Genomic DNA, 22,182 nt, shown 5'->3' on the forward strand with positions numbered 1-22,182 from the left:
GCATACGGGTGGGGTGAAAGGCAGGCTCTTCCCGCGTTTTCCCCCCACGATTCAAAGCCTGGTCCGTTTTTGCCAAAGAACTACATTTCCTTTTTGTTCCCGGAACTCATTTGCAGCCCAATACCCTCGAAGAGATAAAAGATGGCGAACCCCCAAAGCAGGGTATAGACAACATAAAAGGTCAGGGAAAATACGAGCATTCCCGCTTTGGTCGTTGAATTCTGGGGAACGACGCCGTAAAAATTATACCCCACCTCAAGACCGCGTTTGACCACCTCGGAAACGAATTTTGCCGCTTTGAAATCCTTTTGGTGTTTGAGTCCGACATCCATGGTCTTGAAGATTTTCCACCAGACAAAAAGGGTTTCTTTACCTTCCATCCCATACCTGGTTTCCAAGAGGTCTCCCTTGTTGTGGAACATGTTTTCTGCGTCCCGGATGGCCTGGGATACGGCAGTGTGCAAATCACCCTTGACCGTGACGGAGGTGTTTGATGCCGCGGCAACGATACCTGCCTTTTCCATGATCAGGGCACTCTTGGTGGCCAGTTCGGGACTGTCCATCTGGAATCGCAGGTCGATTGTATGGCCCTTGTATCCCATATTCTCTTCCTTGAGCCGAGGAAAATAGTTGGTCGACCCCTTGGCTATCGAGTTGAAAAGATTGTCCGAGGCATGGAAGGCGTTCACCTTCTCCTCGTGCGCACCTGTAAATGATGGGGAAAACATGTACGTGAGCACGCCGAAAAAGATGGCCGCCAGAATGAGCCCCATGGAGAAGTGTTTTTTGTCATATACGATCATTGTTATGCCTCCCCTCTGAGCAGATTGAGATTCCCGAGGAATTTGCCGATGACCCAGACGGCAAAGAACCCAATGATGACAAAGAAGGCCCAGTTCCCGACACTGGCCAACAGGGAGGTGGTTGTATCGGAAATTGTGATGATCTTCATCTCCCCAAGCTTGCCTGGAAGGGCAAACAAACGATTGATGAATCCGGCGAGGATCGCTGTGGCATAGAACCCGCGGATGTAGATCCCCTTGACGATTTTAGTGGTCATGGCACCGATCTGGATGCCAAGCAGTGATCCGATGAGCATACCCATTGCGAGGGTGTAGAAGATGAAACCGTAGATTGCGTACTGGCTGATTGAAGCGAATCCCGCAGTGAAGATAATTTGCAAGATGTCCGTGCCCACTGCGGTAAAAGAGGACACGCCAAGGACATAGACGAACATGGGAAAGGTGACGAACCCACCGCCTACACCCATGATGGCTGCCAGAAAACCGACCAATCCACCGCAAAGAGCCACGAACCAGGCCGAGATTTTCTTCCCGCCGGGGAACAGATCCTGGTCAAAGGTGATCATCGGAGGGATAATCGTTGATTGCAGTTTGGCGGGCAGGCCGGCACCGGTGTCTTTGGTCTGTGTAGTGGCCGCGCCGGTAGCGTTGCCTGCATTGCGCAGTTTGAGGAAATCCAAAAGGGCGTATATGCCCAAAAAACCCAACAACACGACATAAATGATGCTGATGAACGTATCGCTCATGACAGGGTTGAGTTCGTAAATCCATCGGTTCAAAATGCCTCCGGCAAATACTCCTCCCATGGAACCGACCAGAAAGGCGATGGCCAAGGCCACCGAAACATTGCCAAGTTTTTTGTGGATGGTCGTACCCATGATCGCCTTGGCGAAAATATGGAAGAGGTCCGTCCCCACGGCCAGAATTCCCTTGATACCGGCACTCATGAGTGCCGGTGTGATGATGAATCCCCCGCCGGCCCCGATGCATCCGGTGATCAATCCGGCGCATAGTCCGATGAGCATGGATGCGATGAAGATCCCCGGGGTATAGAAGGCAGGGGCATAGGCTTTCTTGCCCCCAAGAATTGCAGGCAGGTCTGACGAGCCTGACGCGGCAAAGGCTATGGACACGATAATGATCGGTACGACCATGAACGCGAGCAACCGGATTTTTTTCTTGTCCCGCAATATGGACATCGACGTCTCATAATCCCAACGGGCGTGTGCCGTCGTCGCCGCCATGAGGGCGGCGTACAATCTTTTCCCAAAAGCCATACATATTCCTCCTTGAAGAGTATCGTTCTAATTTTTTTATACATTGCAAGGCACTATACATTTTCTTTCTTTTTTTCGGCCTCCTTTTTGAGTTGCATCGTTTTTCTCTCGTGGAGTAACTTTTTATGGTAGGCGTCTTCCAATTTGAACAAAAGATCATCTATGTCCGTAGGCTTCATGAGGTAATCAAACGCCCCGAACTCCATCCCCTCCAATGCAGCCTCTATATTCGCATGCCCAGTGAGCATGATTACTTCGGTCAATGGGTGCTGTTTCTTGATTTCCGTCAGTGTTTCAATCCCATCCATGCCCGGCATTTTGACATCGAGAACCACGATGTCCCGTGGGCTCTTGTGCATCATCCCGATGGCTTCCGATCCACTGGAGGCACCTGCAATTTTTATGTTCCGCTTGGACAGTCTCTTGAGCAGCGTTGATCGAAAATCCTCTTCGTCATCAACGAGCAGCACGGAAAAATTCCGTTCCATGGTATTCACCTCCCTTCTGGGACGGCCTTGTTGATTTTTTCGATCAATTCCTCGAGATCACACGGCTTGGTGAGATAATCCATGGCACCGCATTTGAGTCCCTCCTCGGCGGCCTGTTCCGATCCATGCCCGGTGAGCATGATAACGGGAATATCCGGAGCCATTTTTTTGATGATCTTGAGCACCTCAATTCCATCCATTTCCTCGAGTTTTAGATCAAGGATCACGATATCGAAATCCTTTCTCCTGAGAACCCGGAGAGCTTCGGTCCCAGTCAACACCCCGGTGACCTCTATACCGCGTTTGGTCATCCTTTTGGCCAGGACGTTGACGAATCCTTCCTCGTCATCGACGAGCAACAGTGCTATGGATCCATCTGATGGCTCATGTTTCATCGTTCAATCCCATGATTGTCTTGAAGTGATTTCCCGCATCTGGGCCTCGATAATCTTTTCTTCATGCTTGAGCTTCTTGGTCTTTGCTCCACCGATCTTCGTCAACAGTTGGTCGATATCACATGGCTTCATGAGATAATCGAAAGCCCCCATCTTCATGCCGTCAATAGCCGATTCAACGGTTGCGTGCCCGGTGAGCATGATCACCTCGACCAGGGGATAGTCCTGCTTGATGGCCTTGAGGGTATCTATGCCGTCCATTCCCGGCATCTTCACATCAAGGACCGTCACGTCGATCTGGTCGTTGCCGGACAGAAAATCCAGGGCTTCTTGTCCGCTATAGGCCTTACTGACCTCGATTCCGCGCTTCCCGAGTCGCTTTGACATCGTTTGGACAAAACCTTCTTCGTCATCAACCAAGAGAATCCGTGTTGCCATATACGCCTCCTTTATTCTTTGCTTTGCTGGGATACGGGGATACGGATATGGAACACCGTGCCCTTACCCACAGCACTGTTGACAGAAATTTCCCCGCCGGTTTTTTTGACGATCCCGTAGCAGATGGACAACCCGAGTCCGGTACCCTTGCCCACGGCCTTTGTGGTGAAAAATGGGTCGAAAATTCTCTGTAGATTTGCTTTGGCGATGCCTGAACCCGTGTCGGCGATATCGGTGACGATCATCTCTCCGTCCAGCCGTGTCGTGATGGTTATGGTCCCGCCTTTTTTGTGATTGATGGCATCCACGGCGTTGTTGATGAGATTGAGAAAAACCTGTTGCATCTCTGAGGGCGAGATGTGGACGCTCGGCAGAGCCGGTGAAAGATTGGTGATGATTTCCACATTCCCATACCTGGCGCGTTTTTCGGAAAGCTCAACGACTCCGACGATGATGGTATTCAATTGGACGTCCTGGATCCGCGAATCGATTTTGCGGGCAAAGCTCAGCAGCTTGTGGGTGATCTCCTTGCAGCGGATCCCCTGGGTCCTGATCTGTCCAAGAGCCCGCTGGTATTCTTTATAGTTTTCACTCTCCCTGAATTCCTCTTCGTCGAGGATATCACCCATCCATCCCGCCTCTTCGACCATGATGGCCACGGGATTATTGATTTCGTGGGCGATGCCCGCAGCAAGTTCCCCAAGGGATGCGAGCTTGCCCGCCTCGATGATCTGCTCGTTCATCATCTCTTTTTCCTGGTCGGATTTTTTGATCTGGCTGACCATTTTTCTGGATAGAATGACGGCCATGACAAAAATACTGCAGCTGCCGAGAAAAAATATGATGATGCCCAGATTACGCGTCTGGTACAGGTCGGAAAAGGCATCCTTTTCGTCTTGTTGAAAAATCAGGACCCATTTCCCATTGTTAAGTGTTGTGACAAGGTATAAGGAATTGTGGTCACTTGAATAGGATCCTTGGAACACCTCGACTTCATCGCCAGGGATATTCCGGGTAAGAATATCGTTATTGATGGTTTCAGGATCGGGCTGGTTGACTTGGAGTTTTGTTTGCAGTTCCCCTTTCCTGTTGACGATAAACGCCCTTCCTGTATTGCCGATGCGGATATTCTTGACCAGTTCATTGAAAAGAACGAAGTCGATCGTTGTTCTGAGAATCCATTGCTGTTCGCCATATGTTTTTCGGATTGCAATGATAAAATGGGGGAGCCCCCGAATACCCAAGAAGACATCACTTATGTAATACTCCTTTACCATGGCCTCCTTGAACCATTCCGCTTGGGAGTAATCGACCCTCCCGAGCTTGAATGGACCGACATAATCGGTTTGCATCCCTTGTGAATTGACAAGGCCGATATCGACAAAGAAAGGACCGTATTCTTCTCGCAATTGTTCCAGTTTGTTTTTTAGGGCATTTTCACTGTCGAGCATAGAAATGGAGCAGGTCCTGGAGAGAAAAAGAATATTGGCCAGTTTTTCTTTGAGAAAGTTGTCGATATTCTGTTTATGCCTTTCGACAAGTTCCTGGATATGGGCTATTACTTTCTCTTTGTACGCATTGTTGTATTTATAGGATGTGATAAAGGTTATGAGAATGAGCGGGGTGAACGAGGCAATGATCATCTTGACGATCATATTCCTGGTCAGATTGTGATAATACGATTCATCGTGTGTGATCTCTTCTCTGTTCATGCCGTTCTCTTTGCGCATAGTGGCCGGACCCGCGTGGTTTTGGGAAGTCTGTTCTAGGAGCACGACGGTACTGGATTTGTCGTGCCAAAAATTCCATGTGAACGTGGTTCTTTGCCGTACAGAAGAAAAGCTCGGACAAGGCTGCCTATCTCCTTTTACTATTTTTTGGCAATGGGCGTGCCAAAATGTTTTTTGCTGATTTTTTTGGATATCTGGCTAAAATCTTTGGCCCGGCATCCGGATATGCGTCTTCTTGGAACAATATGGAACAAAAATAAATCCGCATCTGTCAGATTTTTTTACAGTATGTAAAATACAGCGCGTAAGGGAAGAGATATCCACTTGAGAAATCCTTCGATATCCAACGAACCCGTCCCGTCATCCCCGCTTTTGCCCTGGGAATTCCTGTTATTCTTTTTTATTCTTGGATGTTTTGGGCAGGCACACCCTCTGGCGGCTGCCGTCGGTACGGGGTGTCTGCTCTGGCTGGTCCGTTCGATCCCCCACCGTGTGGGGATTGTCGCGTTGCTGGCCATGGTCCTTCTGGGATGGGGGTACACATGGTTCCGTCTTCCCTCCCCCCCTGCAGACACGCCGCCCGCCGGTCTTTTGGGCACAAAGGTGCCGGTCAGCGGGTGTGTCGAAGACGTGAAGTCCCGGCTGGGGAACCGTATGTATGTCTATGCCGAACATGTGCACATAGGCGATGCACAAGGCGGCTATGACCTGCCGGGAATTCTCCTCATGTCGGTCCGCAACGCCGACACGGTCCCGCTCCCGGGGCAGTATTTTTCCGGCAGAGTCAAGATCCGCCCGGTCCGCTCCCTGAAGAACCCGGGGTGTTGGGACGGGGAGGTGTATTGGCACCGGCAGGGGATTTATTGGCGGACCTATATCGACAATCCCTCTACCCTCGCATTTACTCCTCAACGGGCAACCGTCTTGGAGAGATTGCGGACCGGACTGCGTGCCACCCTGCTGGACGCTGTCTCTTCCCGTTTGGGCCGGGGACTGCTCCTGGCCCTTCTTCTGGGGGACAGGTCACACATCGACCACGATCTTTACTCGACCCTCCAGGCCGCGGGAATCGTGCATACCCTGGCCCTGTCCGGTCTCCATCTCGGGTTCATGGCCCTTTTCGGGTGGATGGTGGCCTGGGTGATCGGGAAGATCCATCCTGGGATATATCAGCGCATACCCCGTCCGAAACTGGCTGTCTTTTTTGGCATTCCACTCATTATGCTGTACATGTGGCTTGGAGGGTTCACCCCTTCGTTGTTGCGTGCAGGGATAATGTTTTTCTCTTGGGCCTTGTTGTTGCTTCTCAATCGTAGCAGGGTGGGCATTGACGGTCTTTGTATTGCTCTCTGTCTCATTATTGTCTGGTCGCCCGTGGCCGTATTTTCTATAAGCCTGCAGTTTTCCGCTCTTGCCGTCGCAGGGATTATCTGTCTGGTACCGCCCATCCAAAGAATTTTGCATACATGGGCAGGACAATCTTTACTCAAGAAAACATGTGCATATGTGTTCATTATCATGGTTGTGAGTCTTGTTTCCAATCTCGCAATACTTCCTGTGCAGGTATGGAATTTTGGTGCGGTGGCTATGCATCACTATTACAATGTCGTTTGGATACCGCTGCTTGGTTTTGTTGTTCTGCCACTTGGTTTCATTGGACTCTTGTTGGCGTCTTTTCCTTGGGTACAGGGGCTGGGAGTGGGTATTCTGCAGGGGGTCGCTTGGATTGTGGACCGGTGTTTCATTTGGCTGACATCTATTGAGCATCTCGGGTATCTGGATACCCTGCAGGCTTTGCGGCCGGGGTTTTGGGAATCGCTCGGGTTTTATTTCCTGCTCCTCCTTTTTCTGGTCACATGGCGGAAAACGGTGCCGTCGGTGCGTAGGACCGTGGCGTTTCTCGGCGTTGGTCTGGCCATGCTGTGCATGCCCGCTTTGTTGGCCTCTTTCGAGCGTACTGGAGATACCTGTCGGTTACTGGTCATGGATACGGGGATGAGCCAGGCGGTGTATATGGAACTGCCCGGTGGCCGAAGGATTCTCGTGGATGGTGGGGGATCCTGGAGCAGAACCTTTGATATGGGCCGGGCCGTTGTCACCCCGGTGATCACCCGGGGCCAATCCCCCGGTCTTGACGGGATCTTTCTGACCCATAGCGACTGCGACCATCTCCGGGGGCTTTACTATCCACTCCTGTCGTGCCGTGTCGGCGGATTTTATTCCAACGGGATCTATCCAAAGGGGACGTGGGACCGGCGACAGTTATCCGCTGCATTGGAAAAAAGCGGGGTTCCTGTCCATACGGTCGGGGCCGGTACACATATCGGGTTGGGGCCACGGGTCGGTATCGAAATCCTGCATCCCCACGGTGATCTCGGTCATATTTCAAACAATGACCGCTCTCTGGTTCTGCGTGTCCTTGTGGATGGTCAGGCCAGAGTGCTCATTCCCGGGGATATCGAGAGGGAGGGGGTGGCGTCCCTGTTGGGGACGGGTGTCCCCCTGGGCGCGGATGTGCTCCTGCTCCCCCACCACGGGAGCGGGTCAAGCTATTGCGAGGAATTGTATGATCGGGTCGACCCAAAAGTGGCCATTGCCGCGGCAGGATGGCGCAACCGATACGGTTTTCCCGCCAAGCATGTGGTTTCCTCGCTCAAGCGGCGGGGCTGTATGGTTCTGTCCACGGGGGACAACGGGGCGGTGGAGGTACGTTGGACGGAAAAGAGTGGAGAGGACATGAGTGTCCATGCTATGCGCGCGGAGCCCGGAAGTGCCGTGCTTGCCCCCCGGTGGGGAACGTGGGGGCGGTGGGGGAAATGGTGACTTCCGCTCTACGCAGAACCATGAGCGTGGAGCAGCGTGGGGGAAAGATTCCGGCGGGGACATCCCGTATGCGTCATGGGGGGATTGTTCTGGATACCGTTCTGGATTTGCCAAGGAGTTATTACTTGAGAATAAAAAAAATACAGGATAGGGGTTCCCCCTTTGTCGAGGGAATCCTGCCCTGTATTGGAAATGTGGGGCTGGATGGGCCCCTTGATGGCAGTAGCGTTTTTTTTACTGGGAATGCACGCAAAACGTTACGAAAAATTTTGGTACCCTTTCCGGGGGTACACGCAAAAAAACAGGGTAGACGTCGTAAACATCTACCCTGTTGATTTTGTTAAGCTAAATACTAAAACTTAACTAAACCTTAGCTGAGCGCCTCTTCTCCCAGAGCTTCATGTCTTTCATCTTTTTGCGACGCTCGCGGGCAAGGGATTTGGCTACCAGAGATGTACCTTTTTTGTAGCCCCATTTGGAGCGGTACTCTTCCGGTGTCAGTCCATGTGTGGCAAGATGCTTTTTGGTCAGAACCTTGAAGCTTTTTCCACACTCCAGACAAATGACGCTTTTTTCGCGGATGGCCTTTTTGGGATCGACAGGAGGTTCGGCAGTTGTACTTGCATCCGAGGTATCTTCAGCGATATTGCGGATTCCTGCAGATAAAGATTGAACCATGGATGTAATTTCTTCTTCTGTCATGTTTCGAACACTAGCCTGGGCCTTGACAATCTCTAACGCTTCTTTGAGATAATCTTCCATTATTTCCTCCAGGTTTATGGATTGTAAGTAATATTTCTTCTGAACTAATTATTTGAAAAATAAATGTCAACGCTTTTTCAATTTTTATCATATTTTATTTTGTTTAGACCATGCTTTCAATAGCAAAATGAAAAAAGGCAGAGACGATATACATCCTTTTGTGCATTGGGTACAGCTGAAAATACGGTCTCTCACTGTGAAGTCATGGTTTGTTTCTGTTGTCAATAACCATTAAAAAACAATAAGATATATATCTAAATCAAAGGAGATGAGATGGCTTCAACCAAGAAAATCGTAACGGATCTTTCTTCCGTGGTTAAGTTTGAGCAATGGATGCGTTTTTATTTTATAAAAAAGGAGGGGGAAGATTTGGTCATTGCTCCTGATGCGGACCATATGAAAAAAATCAAAGCTCTCTACGGTGAGTTCTACGAGCTGGCCGAAGCGATGTGCCAGGTGAAGATGACACCGCAGAATTCACAGCGCTTGATTCTCGATTGTATCTGGGAGCGGTTCGACGGGAAAGAATACAAGTCGAAGCAAATACACAAGACGCTGGACGGCAAAGAGTTTACCACGGAGATTTATCTTTTTAACACGTGGCTGGAACTCCATGATGACCAGCTCTCTCAGCAGATCATAGGGTTTGATGAGTGGGTGGGGCTTTTTGAAACCTGGAAAGATTCCGAGCAGGGCCAGAAGGTACTCTTGTCCATGGAATCGACCCAATCGGGGGCGCAGGGGGGAGAAAATTCCTCCACCGTGCATTGATGGGATAAGAGGACTCAGTGGCGCAAGGCCTCCTGACTGGCGAAGAAAATCTGGGTATTTTTCGCTGTCAGGGGGTTTTTTGGTTGCTTGCAAGGACGGGTTGGGAGCACGACCATTCGGTAGCCAAAGGTGATGGCTGCATCGGGCACCGCTTTTTTTGTCGTCAGGGTGAACCGGAAGGGGATCCCGGAAGCGGGGGGGAGGGGGCCCGGTTCCTGGCCGAGACTTTTTCTGGCTATCACTTTGCCATGGATATCAGATACGTAGGCAGTGAGAACCATTTTCGAAAGCCATGTACCCCAAACAGGGAGACGGTCCGTTCGGGGATAGGCCCTGCCGGAGATGTCAAAGGTGGTATCCTCCCGCGAACATCTATAGGAAAGATCCCAGAACTTGAGCCGCAGGGACGAGGGGGTATCGGCTGTCCATGGTTGGGGAGACAGGTGCTGGACACTCAATGATGAACATCCGGACAGGAACAAAAAGACAAGAACAAGAACCCGCAGTGGGAGATAGTTTGTCTGTTGCATAAACAATGCTTACACGGTTGGCGGTCCTTGTTCAAGCATTTCTGCAAGGGTCATGTTCACCCGGGGCAACGAGCGGATTCTCTTGGGCCCGAGAAATGCCTGTTCCAGCTGGACAAGACGGAAGTAAAGCCGTGTTCGATCCAGGACCGGTGGGTGCTGCATTTCCTTGAGGATCGCCTGGCTCTTGAAGCACCCCGGGAAAGCTCGTGTCGATCCATTGGGGTTGGTCAGGGAATTGGGCACACCGTGCATCCTGCATATCATCAGCCGGTGCGAGTACAATCCACATAGCCCGTCCTTGTTCAACGGACACATGATATGCGGACGTTTTCCCCGAGCCAGATCCCTGTTTGCCTGCGCAACGTATTGCTTGGCGTTTTCAAGAAAGAGGGTACGATCGTCTTCCGTGAGGGTCTTCATGCCCTTCCATAGATACGCCCATTCCACATAGGTATGGTGCATGAAGTAACTGGTGCAGCAATTGTCCTCACAGTCTACACAGGAAAGACCGATTTCATGGGCCACATCCTGGTAGGCGGCTTCCATGTCCTTGTACAGCACCGCCAACTTCCGGAATACGGTTGTCTTGTTTTCTTTGTTGATTTTCATCGCTATAGATAAGGGTTGTGGCTATGCATTGTAACCGCTTTGCGGGGTAAGGGGGCAAGGAAACCGCTGGGGGCCATGGAATCCCAAAGATCCTTGGAGAAAAAAAGAGATGGCTCAGCGTTCCGTTCCCCAACGGTGTTTTGTGCCATACACTCCCGTACGGGGGTACCGGGGATCCGTTTCCCGATGTATCCCGAGTGTACCCAGTCGATCCACTATATAGGCGATACTCCGGTCCAGAGTGAGAATATCCGTCTGCACCGTTATATCGGCTTCCCGCTCGTAGAGCCGGACCCGTTCCGCATACAATTCCTCGATGGATTGCCCGGGCGCAATGGCCAGTCCCCGCAGGGGGGCTTTGGCAATACGTTCACGGATGGTCGGCAGTGAGGCCTCAAGATATATACACACGCCAAGCCCATGCAAATGACGCATGGATCGGTGATCGTACACGACACTTCCTCCTGTGGAGATGACCGTGCGCTTGATATCCAGTCCCTGGATCATCCTGGCCTCAGCATCCAGAAATTCTTCCCTTGTCAGGGACTGGCTCAGGGTGTGCAAATCCATTCCCCACCAGGCCTCGAGAATGTGGTCCGTGTCCACATGTCCCCAGTTGAGAACCTTGGCCAAGGATCCGCCCAGGGTTGATTTTCCGGCTCCGGCCATCCCGATAAGAATGATCGAACGGGTTCCGTCGTTTGCAGGAGAAATAAGCTTAGGCATGGGCAATGGGCATATATTCGGTGGGTAAAACGGGGTGGAAAACCGACCAAGACCGGTTCACTAGATCTTTTCAGACCAAATGGAAAGCCCAAAATCCATCAAGGATTCCGGGCCATGGGGGTATGCAATGCGCGTGGGTCGGAACCGGGCTACCCCCCCAGGTAGGCCTTTTTCACCTCGGGGTTTTCACTGAGTTCCCGCGCCGTTCCCCGGGCCACGATTTCTCCGGTATCCATGACGTAGCCCCGGTGGGCGAATTGCAGGGCCAAACGGGCGTTCTGCTCGATGAGAAGGATGGTCATTCCCTGCTGGTTGAGCTGTTTGAGGGCCCTGAACATGTCATACATGAGTAGGGGGGCGAGCCCCATGGACGGTTCGTCAAGGAGTAAAAAATCGCACCCCGTCATCAGGGCCCTGCCGACGGCGAGCATCTGTTGTTCGCCGCCACTTAGGGATTCACTCCTTTGTTTCTTCCGTTCCACCAGCCTGGGGAAGAGATCGTAGACCCGTTTGTAGTCGGCCCTGATGGTCTCGGTATCCTTGCGGGCATAGGTGGCCAGCTCCAGGTTTTCTTCTACGGTGAGGTTGCCGAAGATATGCCGTCCTTCGGGCACCAGGGCGAGCTTGTAGTTTTGAACGATGGTATGGGCATCGATGCCCAGAATGGATTGTCCGTTATACAATATGTCCCCCCCGAATACCTTCGGCCCCTCTGGGGGGGGGACACGGGTGATGGTGTGCAGGGTGGTCGTCTTGCCCGCCCCGTTGGCGCCGATCAGGGTAACGGCTTCACCCTTGTCGACGGTCAGGGAGACCCCGTGCAGTGCCTCGATATTTCCATAGCGTACATAAAGGTCTTGTATTTCGAGAAGCATCAGATTGTTTCGTCTCCAAGATAGGCTTTGATTACGTCGGGGTTGTTCTGGATTTCGTCCGGGGTCCCATCGGCAATGGTCGCGCCGAAATCAATGACCTTGAGTCTGGAGCACAGGGTCATGACCACGGTCATCTGGTGTTCGATCATCCAGATCGTGATGTCGAATTCCTTATGGATCCGCTGGACCAGACGGATAAGATCCTGGACATCGGCAGAATTGAGTCCGGCCGCGGGTTCATCGAGCAAGAGCAGGGACGGCTTGATGGACAGGGCCCGGGCGATTTCCACCTTGCGCTGCAATCCGTAGGGCAGATTAGGGGGGACCTCCGAGGCGTAGCGGGCCAGATCCAGGGATTCGAGGATCGCCATGGCCTCGTTGGTCAGCCGCCGTTCCTGTTTTTGGTACTGCTTGGTCCTGAGCAGGGCATCCATCAGGGAGTAGCCCATATGGTAATGTTGCGAGACGCAGATGTTTTCCAGGACCGTCATGTCCTTCCATAAACGGATATTCTGGAATGTTCGGGCGACCCCTTGTCCGGTGATCTGGTGTGGCTTGAGGCCGACAATGGATCTGTCCTTGAAGACGATCCCTCCCTGGGTCGGTTTGTAGAATCCACTGACGAGGTTGAACACCGTTGTCTTGCCCGCCCCGTTTGGCCCGATGAGCCCGGCGAGTTCCCCTTGTTCCAGAGCGACGGAGAAATCCGAAACAGCGCACAGTCCTCCAAAAAACTGCGTCAACTCCTTGATTTCCAGTAGTGGCATAGTGATTCCCGTAGCGCGTTATTTAAAGGAATAATATTTTTTGAGCCTGGGAAAGACATCGGATAATTCCCGGTTCCCCATGAGTCCTTCCGGCCGGAATTGCATGAGCAGGATCAGGATCATGGGAATGAGCACCCATTTCCAGACCTGGCTCAGGTGGTATCCGTCGGGCAGAAGGTACGCCCAGTGCATGGCCGTATCCATCCAGGGAATGACGAATCTGAGTATTTCCAGGAGAAGCGTGAAAACTATCGCCGAAATGACCGATCCGCTGAGTGATCCCATACCGCCAAGATAGACCATGACCATGCATTCGGTGGATTTGAGGATGCCGAAGGAACCGGGATTGATGTATCCGAGTATATGGGCGTAGAGTCCGCCGGCGATACCCGCGAGTCCTGACGAGAGCATGAAGGCGATGAGCTTCATCTTGTTCGTGTTCACGCTCATGATCTCGGCGGCAACCTCGTCCTGACAGATGGAGATGATACCCTTGCCGTAGGTCGAACTGACGAAGCGGCGGATGATCCATATGGTCAGGACCGTGCTGATGAATACCCAGATCATTATCCACGGGAGGTCAATGGTGTCGGACATGGCGAAAAGGATCTTTTTCATGCCCATGAAACCGCGGGCCCCGCCGATGCTGTCCATGTTGATGATCGTGCTGGTGACGATGTAATTGGCGGCGATGGTGATGATGGCCAGGTAGTCCCCCCGGGTCTTGAACGAGGGGATGGCGATCAGGATGCCCGCCACTGCAGCCACAAGACCGCCGGCCAGGAGCACTATCGGAAAAAAGAACAGGGCCAGGTCCGGGGAAAGCAGGGGGGGGCCGAAGAATTTGTCCTGGGTGAACAACCATACGTTGAGCACGGAGGAGACATAGGCGCCCACGGCCATGAACGCGGCGTGGCCACAGGCGAATTCTCCCATGTATCCGTTGATGATATTCAGGCTGGAGGAAAGGATGATATTGATGCCCATGAACAGGATGATCGATTGGATGTACAGATCGATGAGTCCTGTTTGCGAAGAGCCGACAAGGACGACGAAAACGAGAGCGACAAGAAGTGGAACGGAGTATTTTTGCATATATCTTACTTTGTTCCTGATAATGGGTGGATACGGTAGCACCGGCTTTTTCCCTGTCACGTTTGGTCCGGGAAAGGGGGCTCAAAAATGCACGTGTTTTAAATCTTTGTTGTCTTGGCTACACCAAAGAGACCCGTGGGCTTGATGCTCAGGATGACGAGCAGAATGGAAAAGGCGATCAGGTCCCGGTAGGTCGAGGGGAACACGGCGACCACGGAGATTTCCACGAATCCTAGAAGAAATCCTCCCAAAAAGGCACCCCGGATATCCCCGATGCCTCCAACGACCGCGGCGATGAACGCCTTCCATCCGATCATGGCCCCCATGTAGGGATCGAGTATGGGGTAGGAAAGGGCGAACAAAAGACCCGCCAGGCCCGCGAAGGAGGAACCGAGAACAAAGGTGAAGACAATGACCGTGTCAATGGGGATGCCCATGAGAGGTACGGCGAATTTGTCATACGAAATGGCCCGCATGGCCATGCCGATCTTGGTTTTGGTGACAATAAATTGCAGGATGGCAAAGGTCAGCAGGGCCGAGAGGATGACCGCCACTTTGAGATTGGTCATGGTAACCGGGCCGAATGTATAGATGACCTTGTCGATGAGTTCGGGGAAGCTCTTTCTGCTGGCGCCAAGCAGTGCCAGGTTGCCGTTTTCCAGAACAAGCCCGCACATGAGGGCGGTGATGACCACATAGAGACGGTGGGCCCCCTTGCGGCGCAAGGGGCGGTACGCGATACGTTCCAGGGATACGCCGAAGACGGCGGTGAGCATCATGGCCAGGGGAATGGTCAGGACGAGGACCCCCCAACCGGGAAGAGCGGAAAGGCTGAGCAAAAAAGTAGCAATGAAAAAAGAAAGATAGGCCCCGACCATGAAGATATCGCCGTGGGCGAAATTTATCAGGAGCAGAACTCCATAAACTAGTGTATACCCCAGGGCTATGAGCGAATAAAAGCTCCCCCATTGCAGGGCGTTGATGATATTTTGAAGAATACTTGCGAGCACTGGAGCCCCCTCTTAACTGATCGTGGATTGCACATACACCCGCTTGGGGTCATGAAAGATTCCGGCCGGGCATGGATCCCGGCCGGAATCTGTTCAGGTTTGGGTGGGTCGTCTACTAGGGGCAAACGGACTTGGTGAATTCGAATTCTCCGTTGTCGTTGATTTTGACAACCACGGCGCACTTGATGGGGTCGCCCTGCTCGTCGAATTTCATGTTCCCGGTTATTCCCTTGAACTCGGCGATGTTGGCCAGGGCATCCCGAAGGTTTTTCCTGTTTTCCCGCAGATCGTCCCCAACGGCGCCCATATCCTGGATGGCGTTGAGCAGAATACGTGTGGCGTCCCAGGTCAAGGCCGCGACATCGGCGGGCTCATAGCCGTATTTAGCCTTGTACTCGTCGATGAATTGTTTGGTGGCTCCGGTGGCACCGGCCGCGGCATAGTGGGTCGAGAAGTACTGGCCCTTGCAGTCGTCCCCGCACAGGGTCATCAATTCGGAGTTGCCCCAGGCGTCGGCACCCATGAAGGAACCTGTCCAGCCGAGATCGTGGGCCTGTTTCACGATGAGGGCGACTTCGTTGTAGTTGTTCGGGAGAAAGATGAAATCGGGCTGTGCGGCGATGATCTTTGTCAACTGGGCACTGAAGTCCTGGTCCTTGTTTCCATAGCTTTCAAAGGCGACAACGGTCCCCTGGCCATTTTTCGTCTCGAAATCGGATTTGAAAATCTCGGCAAGTCCCTTGCTGTAGTCGTTGGCCAAGGCATAGAGGACGGCCGCGGTCTTGGCACCGAACTGCTCCATGGCGAAATCCGCGGCAACCGGCCCCTGGAAGGGGTCGAGAAAAGCGGCCCTAAAGACCCATGGACGATCCAGGGTCGTGTCCGGATTGGTCGACCAGGGCGAGATCATGGGCGTACGGTTGTCATTACACGCCTGACCGGCCGGAACCGCCTGCTTGCTCGAATTGGGACCGACAATGGCCAGAACCCTGTCCATTTCAATCAACTTGAGGGCGACGGAGACGGCGGATTCGGCTTTGGATTCGTTATCCGCATACACGAAGTTCAGTTTGTATTTCTGTCCCCCGACCTCCAGGCCGCCGGCGGCATTGATTTCTTCTTTGAGCATTTCGCCCGCAAATTTGGATTCCTCGCCGACCTTGGGAATGTCACCGGTCAGAGGGATGTTGAATCCGATGGTGATCTCCTTGGGGGCAGATTCGTCTTTTTTGGAACAGGCTACCAAGAGTAGTGTCGAAGCAACGAGCACAAGGAACGATACTATACACCATTTTTTCACAGACGCCTCCTCGGGGGTTTTTGGGTAAAAGATAAACCGGATGCGGGTTCATACACAAAAGTGCAAAAAATGAAAAGTAGATTCTTGATTTGAAGTTTGCCGGAAAATTGGATATTCACACACTTCTTTTGGATAGAGCGATCCATTTTTCTCCCACCCGTATCGGCGATTCTCGTTTTTAGGAAATATCCATGGACGTCCAACCACGATCGATCATCATCGAACACGCCACCTCCGGGGCCAAACTCAGGGAAACCTTCTTCGCCCAAAAGGCGGATCTTCTGTGCACCATCGGAAGAACGATGGCCCTATGCATGGCCCGGGAAGGGAAGATCCTACTCTGCGGCAATGGTGGTAGCGCGGCGGATTGCCAACACCTTGCCGCCGAGTTCACCAACCGGTTTCTCCTCGAGCGCCCCCCCCTGCCCGCTCTGGCCCTGACCACGGACACCTCGGCGTTGACCGCCATCGGCAACGATTATTCCTTTGAACAGGTGTTCGATAAACAGCTCAAGGCCCTTGGGCGCAAAGGGGATGTTCTTGTGGCCATCTCCACTTCCGGGAACAGTCCGAACATCCTCAAGGCCGTCAGGTCGGCCAAGGAGATGGGGATCACGGTTGTCGGCATGACCGGCGAGTCCGGAGGAGAAATGGGTCCTTTGTGCGACCACCTCCTGGATGTTCCCGTGAAAAGCACCCCCCTCATCCAGGAAATGCACATAGCTGCCGGCCATCTGCTCTGTAGATTGGTCGACTATTTTCTTTTCGAGAAGGTAAGTGAATTGCAGCCGTATTTGGCCGAATAAGAGTCCACTATGTACAACACCATGACCCCGCGGTCGTGACCCAATCAAGGAAGATGCCATATGCCCATCTATGAATTTGAATGCGCCCAGTGCAAACACCAATTCGAGGAAGTCGTTTTGGCCCAAGATGAACCCGTCACCTGTCCGGAATGCGGATCCCAAGAGGTCAAGAAACTGTTGTCCTCGGGTTCTTTTGTCACCGGTGGCCCCGTTGTCTTGGGGAAGGCCGGATCCGGAGCGATAACGACCCGCGGGACCAGTCCTTGTGCGGCCTGCCGGGGGGGCAATTGCGCCAGCTGTAGCGTCAAATAGCCCCGCCGTAGCGCGACTCCTGGCACCGGGACGGTTCCACCGTCTTTTTCATTATGTACGATTTTTTGTCGACCGACACTTCCCGGAGTGTTTTCCGGTAGGTGTTGGTTCTATTTATGAGGATACCATGGAACAGATCCGTATAGCCACCCGAGGAAGCAAGCTGGCCCTGTGGCAGGCAGAGTACATCCAGGAACGGTTGCAGACCACCTATCCGACCATGCGCGTCGGTCTGGAGATCATCAAAACGAAGGGGGACAAGATCCAGGACGTTCCCCTGGCCCAGGTTGGAGGGAAGGGGCTCTTTGTCAAGGAGATCGAAGAATCCCTGCTCGATGGCCGGGCCGATATCGCGGTCCATAGTATGAAGGACGTTCCAACGGAGCTCCCTGCGGACCTCACCCTGGGGATAATCCCCGGACGTGCCGCGTTTGAGGACTGTTTTCTTTCGACCACCTTCCAAGGACCACAAGATCTTCCCCAGGGGGGAGTCGTCGGTACGAGCAGCCTGCGCAGGCAGGCCCAACTCTACAATATGCGTCCGGATCTGCGCATCACTTCCCTGCGGGGAAATCTCGATACCCGGATACGAAAGCTCAAACAGGGGGATTTCGACGCCATCATCGTTGCCAAGGCCGGGCTGGAACGACTCGGATTGAGCGCACCCTACATGTACACGTTCTCCCCGGAATCCTTTGTTCCGGCGGTCGCCCAGGGGGCCCTGGGTATCGAGTTCAAGGCCGAACGCAGAGACCTCGCAGAACTCCTCGCTTTTTTGGACGATCCCGAGACACGTGCGTGCGTCATGGCTGAACGGGCGTTCCTGTTCCGGCTGGAAGGGGGATGCCAGGTGCCTATAGCCTGCCATGCCACCCTCGATGGTTCCGGGATTACGGTTTCTGGAATGGTCGCTGACGTGCTTGGGAAAGAGTGCATCCGGCGGGAGATCGCCGGCAGGATGGAAGAGGGAGAGGACTTGGGTAGAAAATTGGCCGACGAAATTCTCGGGGCCGGAGGCAGAGAGATCCTGCGGGATCTGTATCTCTCCTGATCCGTCCGTTCGGCAAAGGGACCATGGCGGGATGACCAGAAAGCGGGCCGGATCCGGTACGTTGTGTGTTTTGTGTTAGCGGTCCATGGCCAGTTGTTTTTGACGGATGACCAGGCCATGCTCAATGGCATAGTTGGTCAGCTCTGGTCCATTGTGCTTCCCGGTTTTTTTCAGCACGTTGGCCCGGTGTTTTTCAACGGTCTTGACACTTATATGCAACAGCTCCGAGATATCCTTGCTCGTCTTGCCCCCGGCGATCAATGTCAGGATTTCCCGTTCTCGGGTGGTCAGGGCGGAAAACGATTCCTTGAAGCTCTTGACGTGTTTGGACGTCACGAAATTCGTGATCAGATGGGTTGACACCTTGGGGCTGAGATAGGGGTTACCTTTGAGTACGGTGTCCATGGCCTCGATCAGGTCGTCGCTGGGTTGGTCCTTGAGGATATATCCCATGGCTCCGGCTTCGAGGGTGGAGTAGAGGTATTCGTCGGCATAGTGGGCCGTAAGGATGAGGATTTTTGCCTTGGGATGCGCGCCTATGATTTTTTTGGTGGTCAGGGCCCCGTTGCAGCCCGGCATGGAAAGGTCCAGAAGCAGGATATCCGGTCTGAGTTCATCAAAGAATGAAACGGCCTCCACGCCGTCACTGGCCTCGCCGACAAGTTCGAATTCGCCGAACATGGCCAATAGATTGCGTAACCCTTCCCTGACGATCTCATGGTCGTCGGCGATCATGACCGTTTTCTTCTCTTTGCTGGGCATCACGGGACCTCTTTGTGGTCATCGTAGATAAGATTAAGACGATAATGTCAGACATTAAAAACACTCTCCCCAAACGGATAAAATCCGAATAATCCATTTGGATCGCGTTTTCCAGTAGATTTTTTCTGCCCCGGGAGGGGGCGTCCCCCCCCCATGGGCATGCAGAACGTACGTGAAAAAAGCGTGCTGTCCCTTTGAAAAAAATTGTTATGGTGTATAATAGAATATAGGAGCACGAACGATGCATTGCTATAAAAGATACGTGTTGGGGGTTCTATGTTGTCTTTTTTTTGCTCTTCCACTGGCCCAGGCAGAGGAGAGAGGGAACCGGGTCCACATTGCATCGGGAAATGGACCGTTTGACGTCCTGCTCCTGGTGGCGGATGAAAAGGGCTTTTTCGAGGACCACGGTGTCGATGTCGTCTTCCATTCCTACAAGCGTGCCGTCCATTGTATCCACCAGGGCCTTGCCAAAGACAATATGGACGGAGCTATCGTCGGAACACTAAATGTCGCCGTGGAAGGGTTCACCTTTCCGGATCTCTACAAGATTGTCACCGAAGTCGGATTCACTGACAATCAGGAAAAGATCATCGTCAGGTCGGACAAGGGGGTCAGGTCGCCTTCGGATCTCAAGGGGAAGACCATCGCCGTCCCCAAGGGGGGAGGAGCGCATTTTTTTCTCATGAGCTTTCTCGAAAAATGGAATGTTCCGGCAGAGAATGTCACCATTGCATTTATGGGGAAGAAAGAGATGCCCGGGGCCATCAAGGAAGGAAGGGTCGATGCCATCTGTCAACATGATCCTGTCGTCGACAAGGTCCGCAAGACCCTGGGCGGGCAGACCGTTGAATTTGCTGAAAGCACCCTCACACGGAAAATGGTCGTGCTCATCCTAAACACATCCTTTATTGAAAACCATCCGGAAATGGTCCGTCCCGTTTTGCTCGGTATCCGTGACGGGTGGGAATATCTCAAAAAACATCCCGAGGAGGCCGGTGCCATTCTGGCCGGGAGGAAGAACCTCAGTCCGGAAGCCGGCCGCAATTTTCTTGGAAAGAATTTCAATTATCGGGGATTGGGCCTCAACCAGTCCCTCCTGTCAAAGCTGGAGCAGGCCGCATTGTGGGCTATGGCGTCTGGACTCGTGGACAAGAACGATGTTCCCGATTCGCTGGATTTGGTCGACTATTCCTTTTTGGACGCCATCGATCCCGGGGCTGTAACCATAATCCGCTGATCCGATGGGCCGTCCCCCCGCTTTGTGTGCTTGCGTGTCCAGGGTGACGGCAGGGGAGGACCGGTCCTGTTTGGCAAAGATGACCAATGAAGATATCCGCTAAAATCCGTACCGTCTCTCTGCTCCTATTTATAGAGCATGTCATGGTCATCGGGATATTTGTTTTTACGGTAAAAAGCATCAATATCGCTCTTGAGAAAAATGCGTATATTTATGGAATCTTGAAGGATGTCTCCCAATTGATTGTTCTTATAGATGAAATCAATGAGATCAATAGACAGCGGATACTCAATCAATGGGATATAAAAATCGAGAGTATCAAAAAAGAGATAAGAAATTTAGATTTTACGGATGAAAAACTGAGATATATCGGTTCAAACATTATCGTTGATCTCCAAAAAACAGATGATCTCCTGCGTTCCTTTCTTTCCGGAAAGCTAGATGTATCTATTATTTACAACAGAAAACAAAACATTATCAATAATTCTATTGTAATACTTAAAGATGTTTCCGCTTCGTGCAGTGCCTTGCTTGAAAAATCTGTGCAGCGGATAAAAAAGCTCGAGGAGTGGTGCAAGTATTCCATCCTTCTCGTGGTCTCCTTTTTTTCCCTCTCTCTTATATGGGCTTTTTGGTTTCTCCATAGAAGTATTTTCAGCCCACTTGCCGTCTTGTCGGATAAGACCAGGGAAATTGGAAAGGGAAATCTCGATGTTGCCTTACCGGCTTTTTCCGACGATGAAATCGGGGATTTTGCCAGATCCTTCAACGATATGGCGCACAAGCTCAAGGCGATGACGGTCTCTCGGGACACCCTTGCCGCAGAGGTCACTGCACGACAGAAGGTCGAAAAACGTCTGAAAAAAAACGAGGCCTCCCTCAAGGCTCTTTCTGCCAAGGTCATGTCGGCCATGGAGGAGGAACGCAAGCGCATCGGCCGTGAGATCCACGACAGTGTTGTCCAGGACATGATCGCCTTGAAATTGCAGCAGGAAAACGCCATCCGTTTTCTGCGCGACAAACATCCCGATATCGAACTCGATTGGCTGGAGAAAAATCTGTCCTATATCCAGAAATCGATCGTTCTGCTGCGGGAGATCATCATGGGGCTGCGTCCGGCGATCCTGGACGATCTTGGGCTCATACCCGCCTTGCAATGGTATTGCCGCGAGTTTGCCAAGACCTACAGCCAATATCGTTTCGGGGTGGATATCCGTGAGATTCCCGTGGACGTCCCGGAAAATATCGGTACGGCCATTTTTCGTATCATCCAAGAGTCCCTGCAGAACGTCATCAAGCACGGTGACGCCACCCGTATCAACGTCCGGGTGTTCTTTCAGGACCAGAGTGTCGAGGCCTGGGTCACGGACAACGGCAAGGGATTTGAAACCCAGGGGCCAGACGCCAAGATCCTGGGAATGGGCATTTCTGGAATGCGTGAACGTACAGAAGGGGAAGGGGGGCTTTTTTTCGTCCATAGCGCGCCCGGAGAAGGGGTGACCATTCGGGTCGTTTTCCCCTTGAAAGATTGACTGTTCCGTGACACTCCCTAGGTGCTTTTTCTCGTGCTGCGGCACATTGGCGGTATGGGGAGGCACAACCCGTTTCAGCC

The 22,182-nt window shown here is 52.5% G+C and carries 23 protein-coding genes; 7 read left to right on the forward strand and 16 right to left on the reverse strand.

The window, feature by feature from the left end; translation table 11 throughout:
• Nucleotides 1–80: 80 nt before the first annotated feature.
• The 6 genes from ACY692_RS06370 to ACY692_RS06395 are packed head-to-tail and all read right to left on the reverse strand — an operon-like array spanning nucleotide 81 to nucleotide 5,113.
• Nucleotides 81–803: a hypothetical protein gene (locus ACY692_RS06370; RefSeq protein WP_462324513.1), complete on the reverse strand. Its 723-nt coding sequence runs from the start codon at nucleotides 801–803 to the stop codon at nucleotides 81–83.
• A gap of 2 nt (nucleotides 804–805) precedes the next feature.
• Nucleotides 806–2,080, reverse strand: a complete 1,275-nt coding sequence (locus ACY692_RS06375; protein ID WP_462324514.1) for a sulfite exporter TauE/SafE family protein — start codon at nucleotides 2,078–2,080, stop codon at nucleotides 806–808.
• A gap of 53 nt (nucleotides 2,081–2,133) precedes the next feature.
• Nucleotides 2,134–2,568, reverse strand: a complete 435-nt coding sequence (locus ACY692_RS06380) for a response regulator (protein WP_462324515.1) — start codon at nucleotides 2,566–2,568, stop codon at nucleotides 2,134–2,136.
• 5 nt (nucleotides 2,569–2,573) lie between these two features.
• Nucleotides 2,574–2,963: a response regulator gene (locus ACY692_RS06385; protein ID WP_462324516.1), complete on the reverse strand. Its 390-nt coding sequence runs from the start codon at nucleotides 2,961–2,963 to the stop codon at nucleotides 2,574–2,576.
• A 3-nt stretch (nucleotides 2,964–2,966) separates the two neighbouring features.
• Entirely contained in the window at nucleotides 2,967–3,401 is a 435-nt protein-coding gene (locus ACY692_RS06390) for a response regulator (protein ID WP_462324517.1), read from the reverse strand.
• A gap of 11 nt (nucleotides 3,402–3,412) precedes the next feature.
• Nucleotides 3,413–5,113: a sensor histidine kinase gene (locus tag ACY692_RS06395; protein WP_462324518.1), complete on the reverse strand. Its 1,701-nt coding sequence runs from the start codon at nucleotides 5,111–5,113 to the stop codon at nucleotides 3,413–3,415.
• A gap of 342 nt (nucleotides 5,114–5,455) precedes the next feature.
• Here ACY692_RS06395 and ACY692_RS06400 point away from each other — a divergent pair, with 342 nt between their 5' ends.
• Complete coding sequence (locus ACY692_RS06400; protein WP_462324519.1) at nucleotides 5,456–7,954, forward strand: DNA internalization-related competence protein ComEC/Rec2; 2,499 nt, start codon at nucleotides 5,456–5,458, stop codon at nucleotides 7,952–7,954.
• 363 nt (nucleotides 7,955–8,317) lie between these two features.
• Here the strand turns inward: ACY692_RS06400 and ACY692_RS06405 are convergent, their stop codons facing one another.
• A complete protein-coding gene (locus tag ACY692_RS06405; RefSeq protein WP_462324520.1) occupies nucleotides 8,318–8,716 on the reverse strand; it encodes a Ros/MucR family transcriptional regulator in 399 nt (132 codons plus the stop codon).
• 273 nt (nucleotides 8,717–8,989) lie between these two features.
• Here ACY692_RS06405 and ACY692_RS06410 point away from each other — a divergent pair, with 273 nt between their 5' ends.
• The gene (locus tag ACY692_RS06410; protein ID WP_462324521.1) at nucleotides 8,990–9,487 is read left to right on the forward strand and encodes a hypothetical protein; all 498 of its coding nucleotides are present in this window, start codon (nucleotides 8,990–8,992) and stop codon (nucleotides 9,485–9,487) included.
• A gap of 14 nt (nucleotides 9,488–9,501) precedes the next feature.
• Here the strand turns inward: ACY692_RS06410 and ACY692_RS06415 are convergent, their stop codons facing one another.
• The 8 genes from ACY692_RS06415 to ACY692_RS06450 form a co-directional block, all read right to left on the reverse strand.
• Nucleotides 9,502–10,017 carry a hypothetical protein gene (locus tag ACY692_RS06415; RefSeq protein ID WP_462324522.1) on the reverse strand — a complete coding sequence of 172 codons (516 nt, stop codon included), beginning with the start codon at nucleotides 10,015–10,017 and terminating at the stop codon, nucleotides 9,502–9,504.
• Nucleotides 10,018–10,026: 9 nt separating this feature from the next.
• Nucleotides 10,027–10,626, reverse strand: coding sequence for a hypothetical protein (locus ACY692_RS06420; RefSeq protein WP_462324523.1), 600 nt, complete (start codon nucleotides 10,624–10,626; stop codon nucleotides 10,027–10,029).
• A gap of 114 nt (nucleotides 10,627–10,740) precedes the next feature.
• Complete coding sequence (gene thrB, locus ACY692_RS06425) at nucleotides 10,741–11,352, reverse strand: homoserine kinase (protein ID WP_462324524.1); 612 nt, start codon at nucleotides 11,350–11,352, stop codon at nucleotides 10,741–10,743.
• 149 nt (nucleotides 11,353–11,501) lie between these two features.
• The gene (locus ACY692_RS06430) at nucleotides 11,502–12,227 is read right to left on the reverse strand and encodes an ABC transporter ATP-binding protein (protein WP_462324525.1); all 726 of its coding nucleotides are present in this window, start codon (nucleotides 12,225–12,227) and stop codon (nucleotides 11,502–11,504) included.
• A complete protein-coding gene (locus tag ACY692_RS06435) occupies nucleotides 12,227–12,994 on the reverse strand; it encodes an ABC transporter ATP-binding protein (RefSeq protein ID WP_462324526.1) in 768 nt (255 codons plus the stop codon). Before ACY692_RS06435 ends, ACY692_RS06430 begins: the two co-directional genes overlap by 1 nt.
• Nucleotides 12,995–13,012: 18 nt before the next feature.
• On the reverse strand, nucleotides 13,013–14,089 hold the full coding sequence (locus ACY692_RS06440; RefSeq protein ID WP_462324527.1) for a branched-chain amino acid ABC transporter permease: 1,077 nt from the start codon (nucleotides 14,087–14,089) through the stop codon (nucleotides 13,013–13,015).
• Nucleotides 14,090–14,187: 98 nt separating this feature from the next.
• Nucleotides 14,188–15,099, reverse strand: a complete 912-nt coding sequence (locus ACY692_RS06445; protein WP_462324528.1) for a branched-chain amino acid ABC transporter permease — start codon at nucleotides 15,097–15,099, stop codon at nucleotides 14,188–14,190.
• 115 nt (nucleotides 15,100–15,214) lie between these two features.
• Nucleotides 15,215–16,399 (reverse strand): ABC transporter substrate-binding protein, encoded by a 1,185-nt coding sequence (locus ACY692_RS06450; protein WP_462324529.1) that lies wholly within the window; start codon nucleotides 16,397–16,399, stop codon nucleotides 15,215–15,217.
• A gap of 191 nt (nucleotides 16,400–16,590) precedes the next feature.
• Here ACY692_RS06450 and ACY692_RS06455 point away from each other — a divergent pair, with 191 nt between their 5' ends.
• The 3 genes from ACY692_RS06455 to hemC all read left to right on the forward strand — a co-directional run bounded on the left by ACY692_RS06455 (nucleotide 16,591) and on the right by hemC (nucleotide 18,568).
• Nucleotides 16,591–17,205, forward strand: a complete 615-nt coding sequence (locus tag ACY692_RS06455; protein ID WP_462324530.1) for a D-sedoheptulose 7-phosphate isomerase — start codon at nucleotides 16,591–16,593, stop codon at nucleotides 17,203–17,205.
• 60 nt (nucleotides 17,206–17,265) lie between these two features.
• Nucleotides 17,266–17,517 carry an FmdB family zinc ribbon protein gene (locus ACY692_RS06460; RefSeq protein ID WP_462324531.1) on the forward strand — a complete coding sequence of 84 codons (252 nt, stop codon included), beginning with the start codon at nucleotides 17,266–17,268 and terminating at the stop codon, nucleotides 17,515–17,517.
• A 127-nt stretch (nucleotides 17,518–17,644) separates the two neighbouring features.
• Nucleotides 17,645–18,568, forward strand: coding sequence for a hydroxymethylbilane synthase (gene hemC, locus ACY692_RS06465; RefSeq protein ID WP_462324532.1), 924 nt, complete (start codon nucleotides 17,645–17,647; stop codon nucleotides 18,566–18,568).
• A 75-nt stretch (nucleotides 18,569–18,643) separates the two neighbouring features.
• Here the strand turns inward: hemC and ACY692_RS06470 are convergent, their stop codons facing one another.
• Nucleotides 18,644–19,330 carry a response regulator gene (locus ACY692_RS06470; protein WP_462324533.1) on the reverse strand — a complete coding sequence of 229 codons (687 nt, stop codon included), beginning with the start codon at nucleotides 19,328–19,330 and terminating at the stop codon, nucleotides 18,644–18,646.
• Nucleotides 19,331–19,571: 241 nt separating this feature from the next.
• On the opposite strand from ACY692_RS06470, the gene ACY692_RS06475 reads away from it, so the two are divergent.
• On the forward strand, nucleotides 19,572–20,570 hold the full coding sequence (locus tag ACY692_RS06475) for an ABC transporter substrate-binding protein (protein ID WP_462324534.1): 999 nt from the start codon (nucleotides 19,572–19,574) through the stop codon (nucleotides 20,568–20,570).
• 542 nt (nucleotides 20,571–21,112) lie between these two features.
• Nucleotides 21,113–22,102 carry a HAMP domain-containing sensor histidine kinase gene (locus tag ACY692_RS06480; RefSeq protein WP_462324535.1) on the forward strand — a complete coding sequence of 330 codons (990 nt, stop codon included), beginning with the start codon at nucleotides 21,113–21,115 and terminating at the stop codon, nucleotides 22,100–22,102.
• Nucleotides 22,103–22,182: the final 80 nt, after the last annotated feature.

Source organism: Desulfoplanes sp. (assembly GCF_054921335.1).

Bases quoted from the DNA above. Each gene is read 5' to 3' on its own strand.
- ACY692_RS06395 (WP_462324518.1), bottom strand. From the start codon at position 5,113: ATGAACAGAGAAGAGATCACACACGATGAATCGTATTATCACAATCTG.
- ACY692_RS06430 (WP_462324525.1), bottom strand. From the start codon at position 12,227: ATGCTTCTCGAAATACAAGACCTTTATGTACGCTATGGAAATATCGAG.
- ACY692_RS06475 (WP_462324534.1), top strand. From the start codon at position 19,572: ATGCATTGCTATAAAAGATACGTGTTGGGGGTTCTATGTTGTCTTTTT.
- ACY692_RS06405 (WP_462324520.1), bottom strand. From the start codon at position 8,716: ATGGAAGATTATCTCAAAGAAGCGTTAGAGATTGTCAAGGCCCAGGCT.
- ACY692_RS06380 (WP_462324515.1), bottom strand. From the start codon at position 2,568: ATGGAACGGAATTTTTCCGTGCTGCTCGTTGATGACGAAGAGGATTTT.
- ACY692_RS06440 (WP_462324527.1), bottom strand. From the start codon at position 14,089: ATGCAAAAATACTCCGTTCCACTTCTTGTCGCTCTCGTTTTCGTCGTC.
- ACY692_RS06415 (WP_462324522.1), bottom strand. From the start codon at position 10,017: ATGCAACAGACAAACTATCTCCCACTGCGGGTTCTTGTTCTTGTCTTT.
- ACY692_RS06460 (WP_462324531.1), top strand. From the start codon at position 17,266: ATGCCCATCTATGAATTTGAATGCGCCCAGTGCAAACACCAATTCGAG.
- ACY692_RS06420 (WP_462324523.1), bottom strand. From the start codon at position 10,626: ATGAAAATCAACAAAGAAAACAAGACAACCGTATTCCGGAAGTTGGCG.
- hemC (WP_462324532.1), top strand. From the start codon at position 17,645: ATGGAACAGATCCGTATAGCCACCCGAGGAAGCAAGCTGGCCCTGTGG.
- ACY692_RS06385 (WP_462324516.1), bottom strand. From the start codon at position 2,963: ATGAAACATGAGCCATCAGATGGATCCATAGCACTGTTGCTCGTCGAT.
- ACY692_RS06390 (WP_462324517.1), bottom strand. From the start codon at position 3,401: ATGGCAACACGGATTCTCTTGGTTGATGACGAAGAAGGTTTTGTCCAA.
- ACY692_RS06435 (WP_462324526.1), bottom strand. From the start codon at position 12,994: ATGCCACTACTGGAAATCAAGGAGTTGACGCAGTTTTTTGGAGGACTG.
- thrB (WP_462324524.1), bottom strand. From the start codon at position 11,352: ATGCCTAAGCTTATTTCTCCTGCAAACGACGGAACCCGTTCGATCATT.
- ACY692_RS06370 (WP_462324513.1), bottom strand. From the start codon at position 803: ATGATCGTATATGACAAAAAACACTTCTCCATGGGGCTCATTCTGGCG.
- ACY692_RS06470 (WP_462324533.1), bottom strand. From the start codon at position 19,330: ATGCCCAGCAAAGAGAAGAAAACGGTCATGATCGCCGACGACCATGAG.
- ACY692_RS06410 (WP_462324521.1), top strand. From the start codon at position 8,990: ATGGCTTCAACCAAGAAAATCGTAACGGATCTTTCTTCCGTGGTTAAG.
- ACY692_RS06455 (WP_462324530.1), top strand. From the start codon at position 16,591: ATGGACGTCCAACCACGATCGATCATCATCGAACACGCCACCTCCGGG.
- ACY692_RS06375 (WP_462324514.1), bottom strand. From the start codon at position 2,080: ATGGCTTTTGGGAAAAGATTGTACGCCGCCCTCATGGCGGCGACGACG.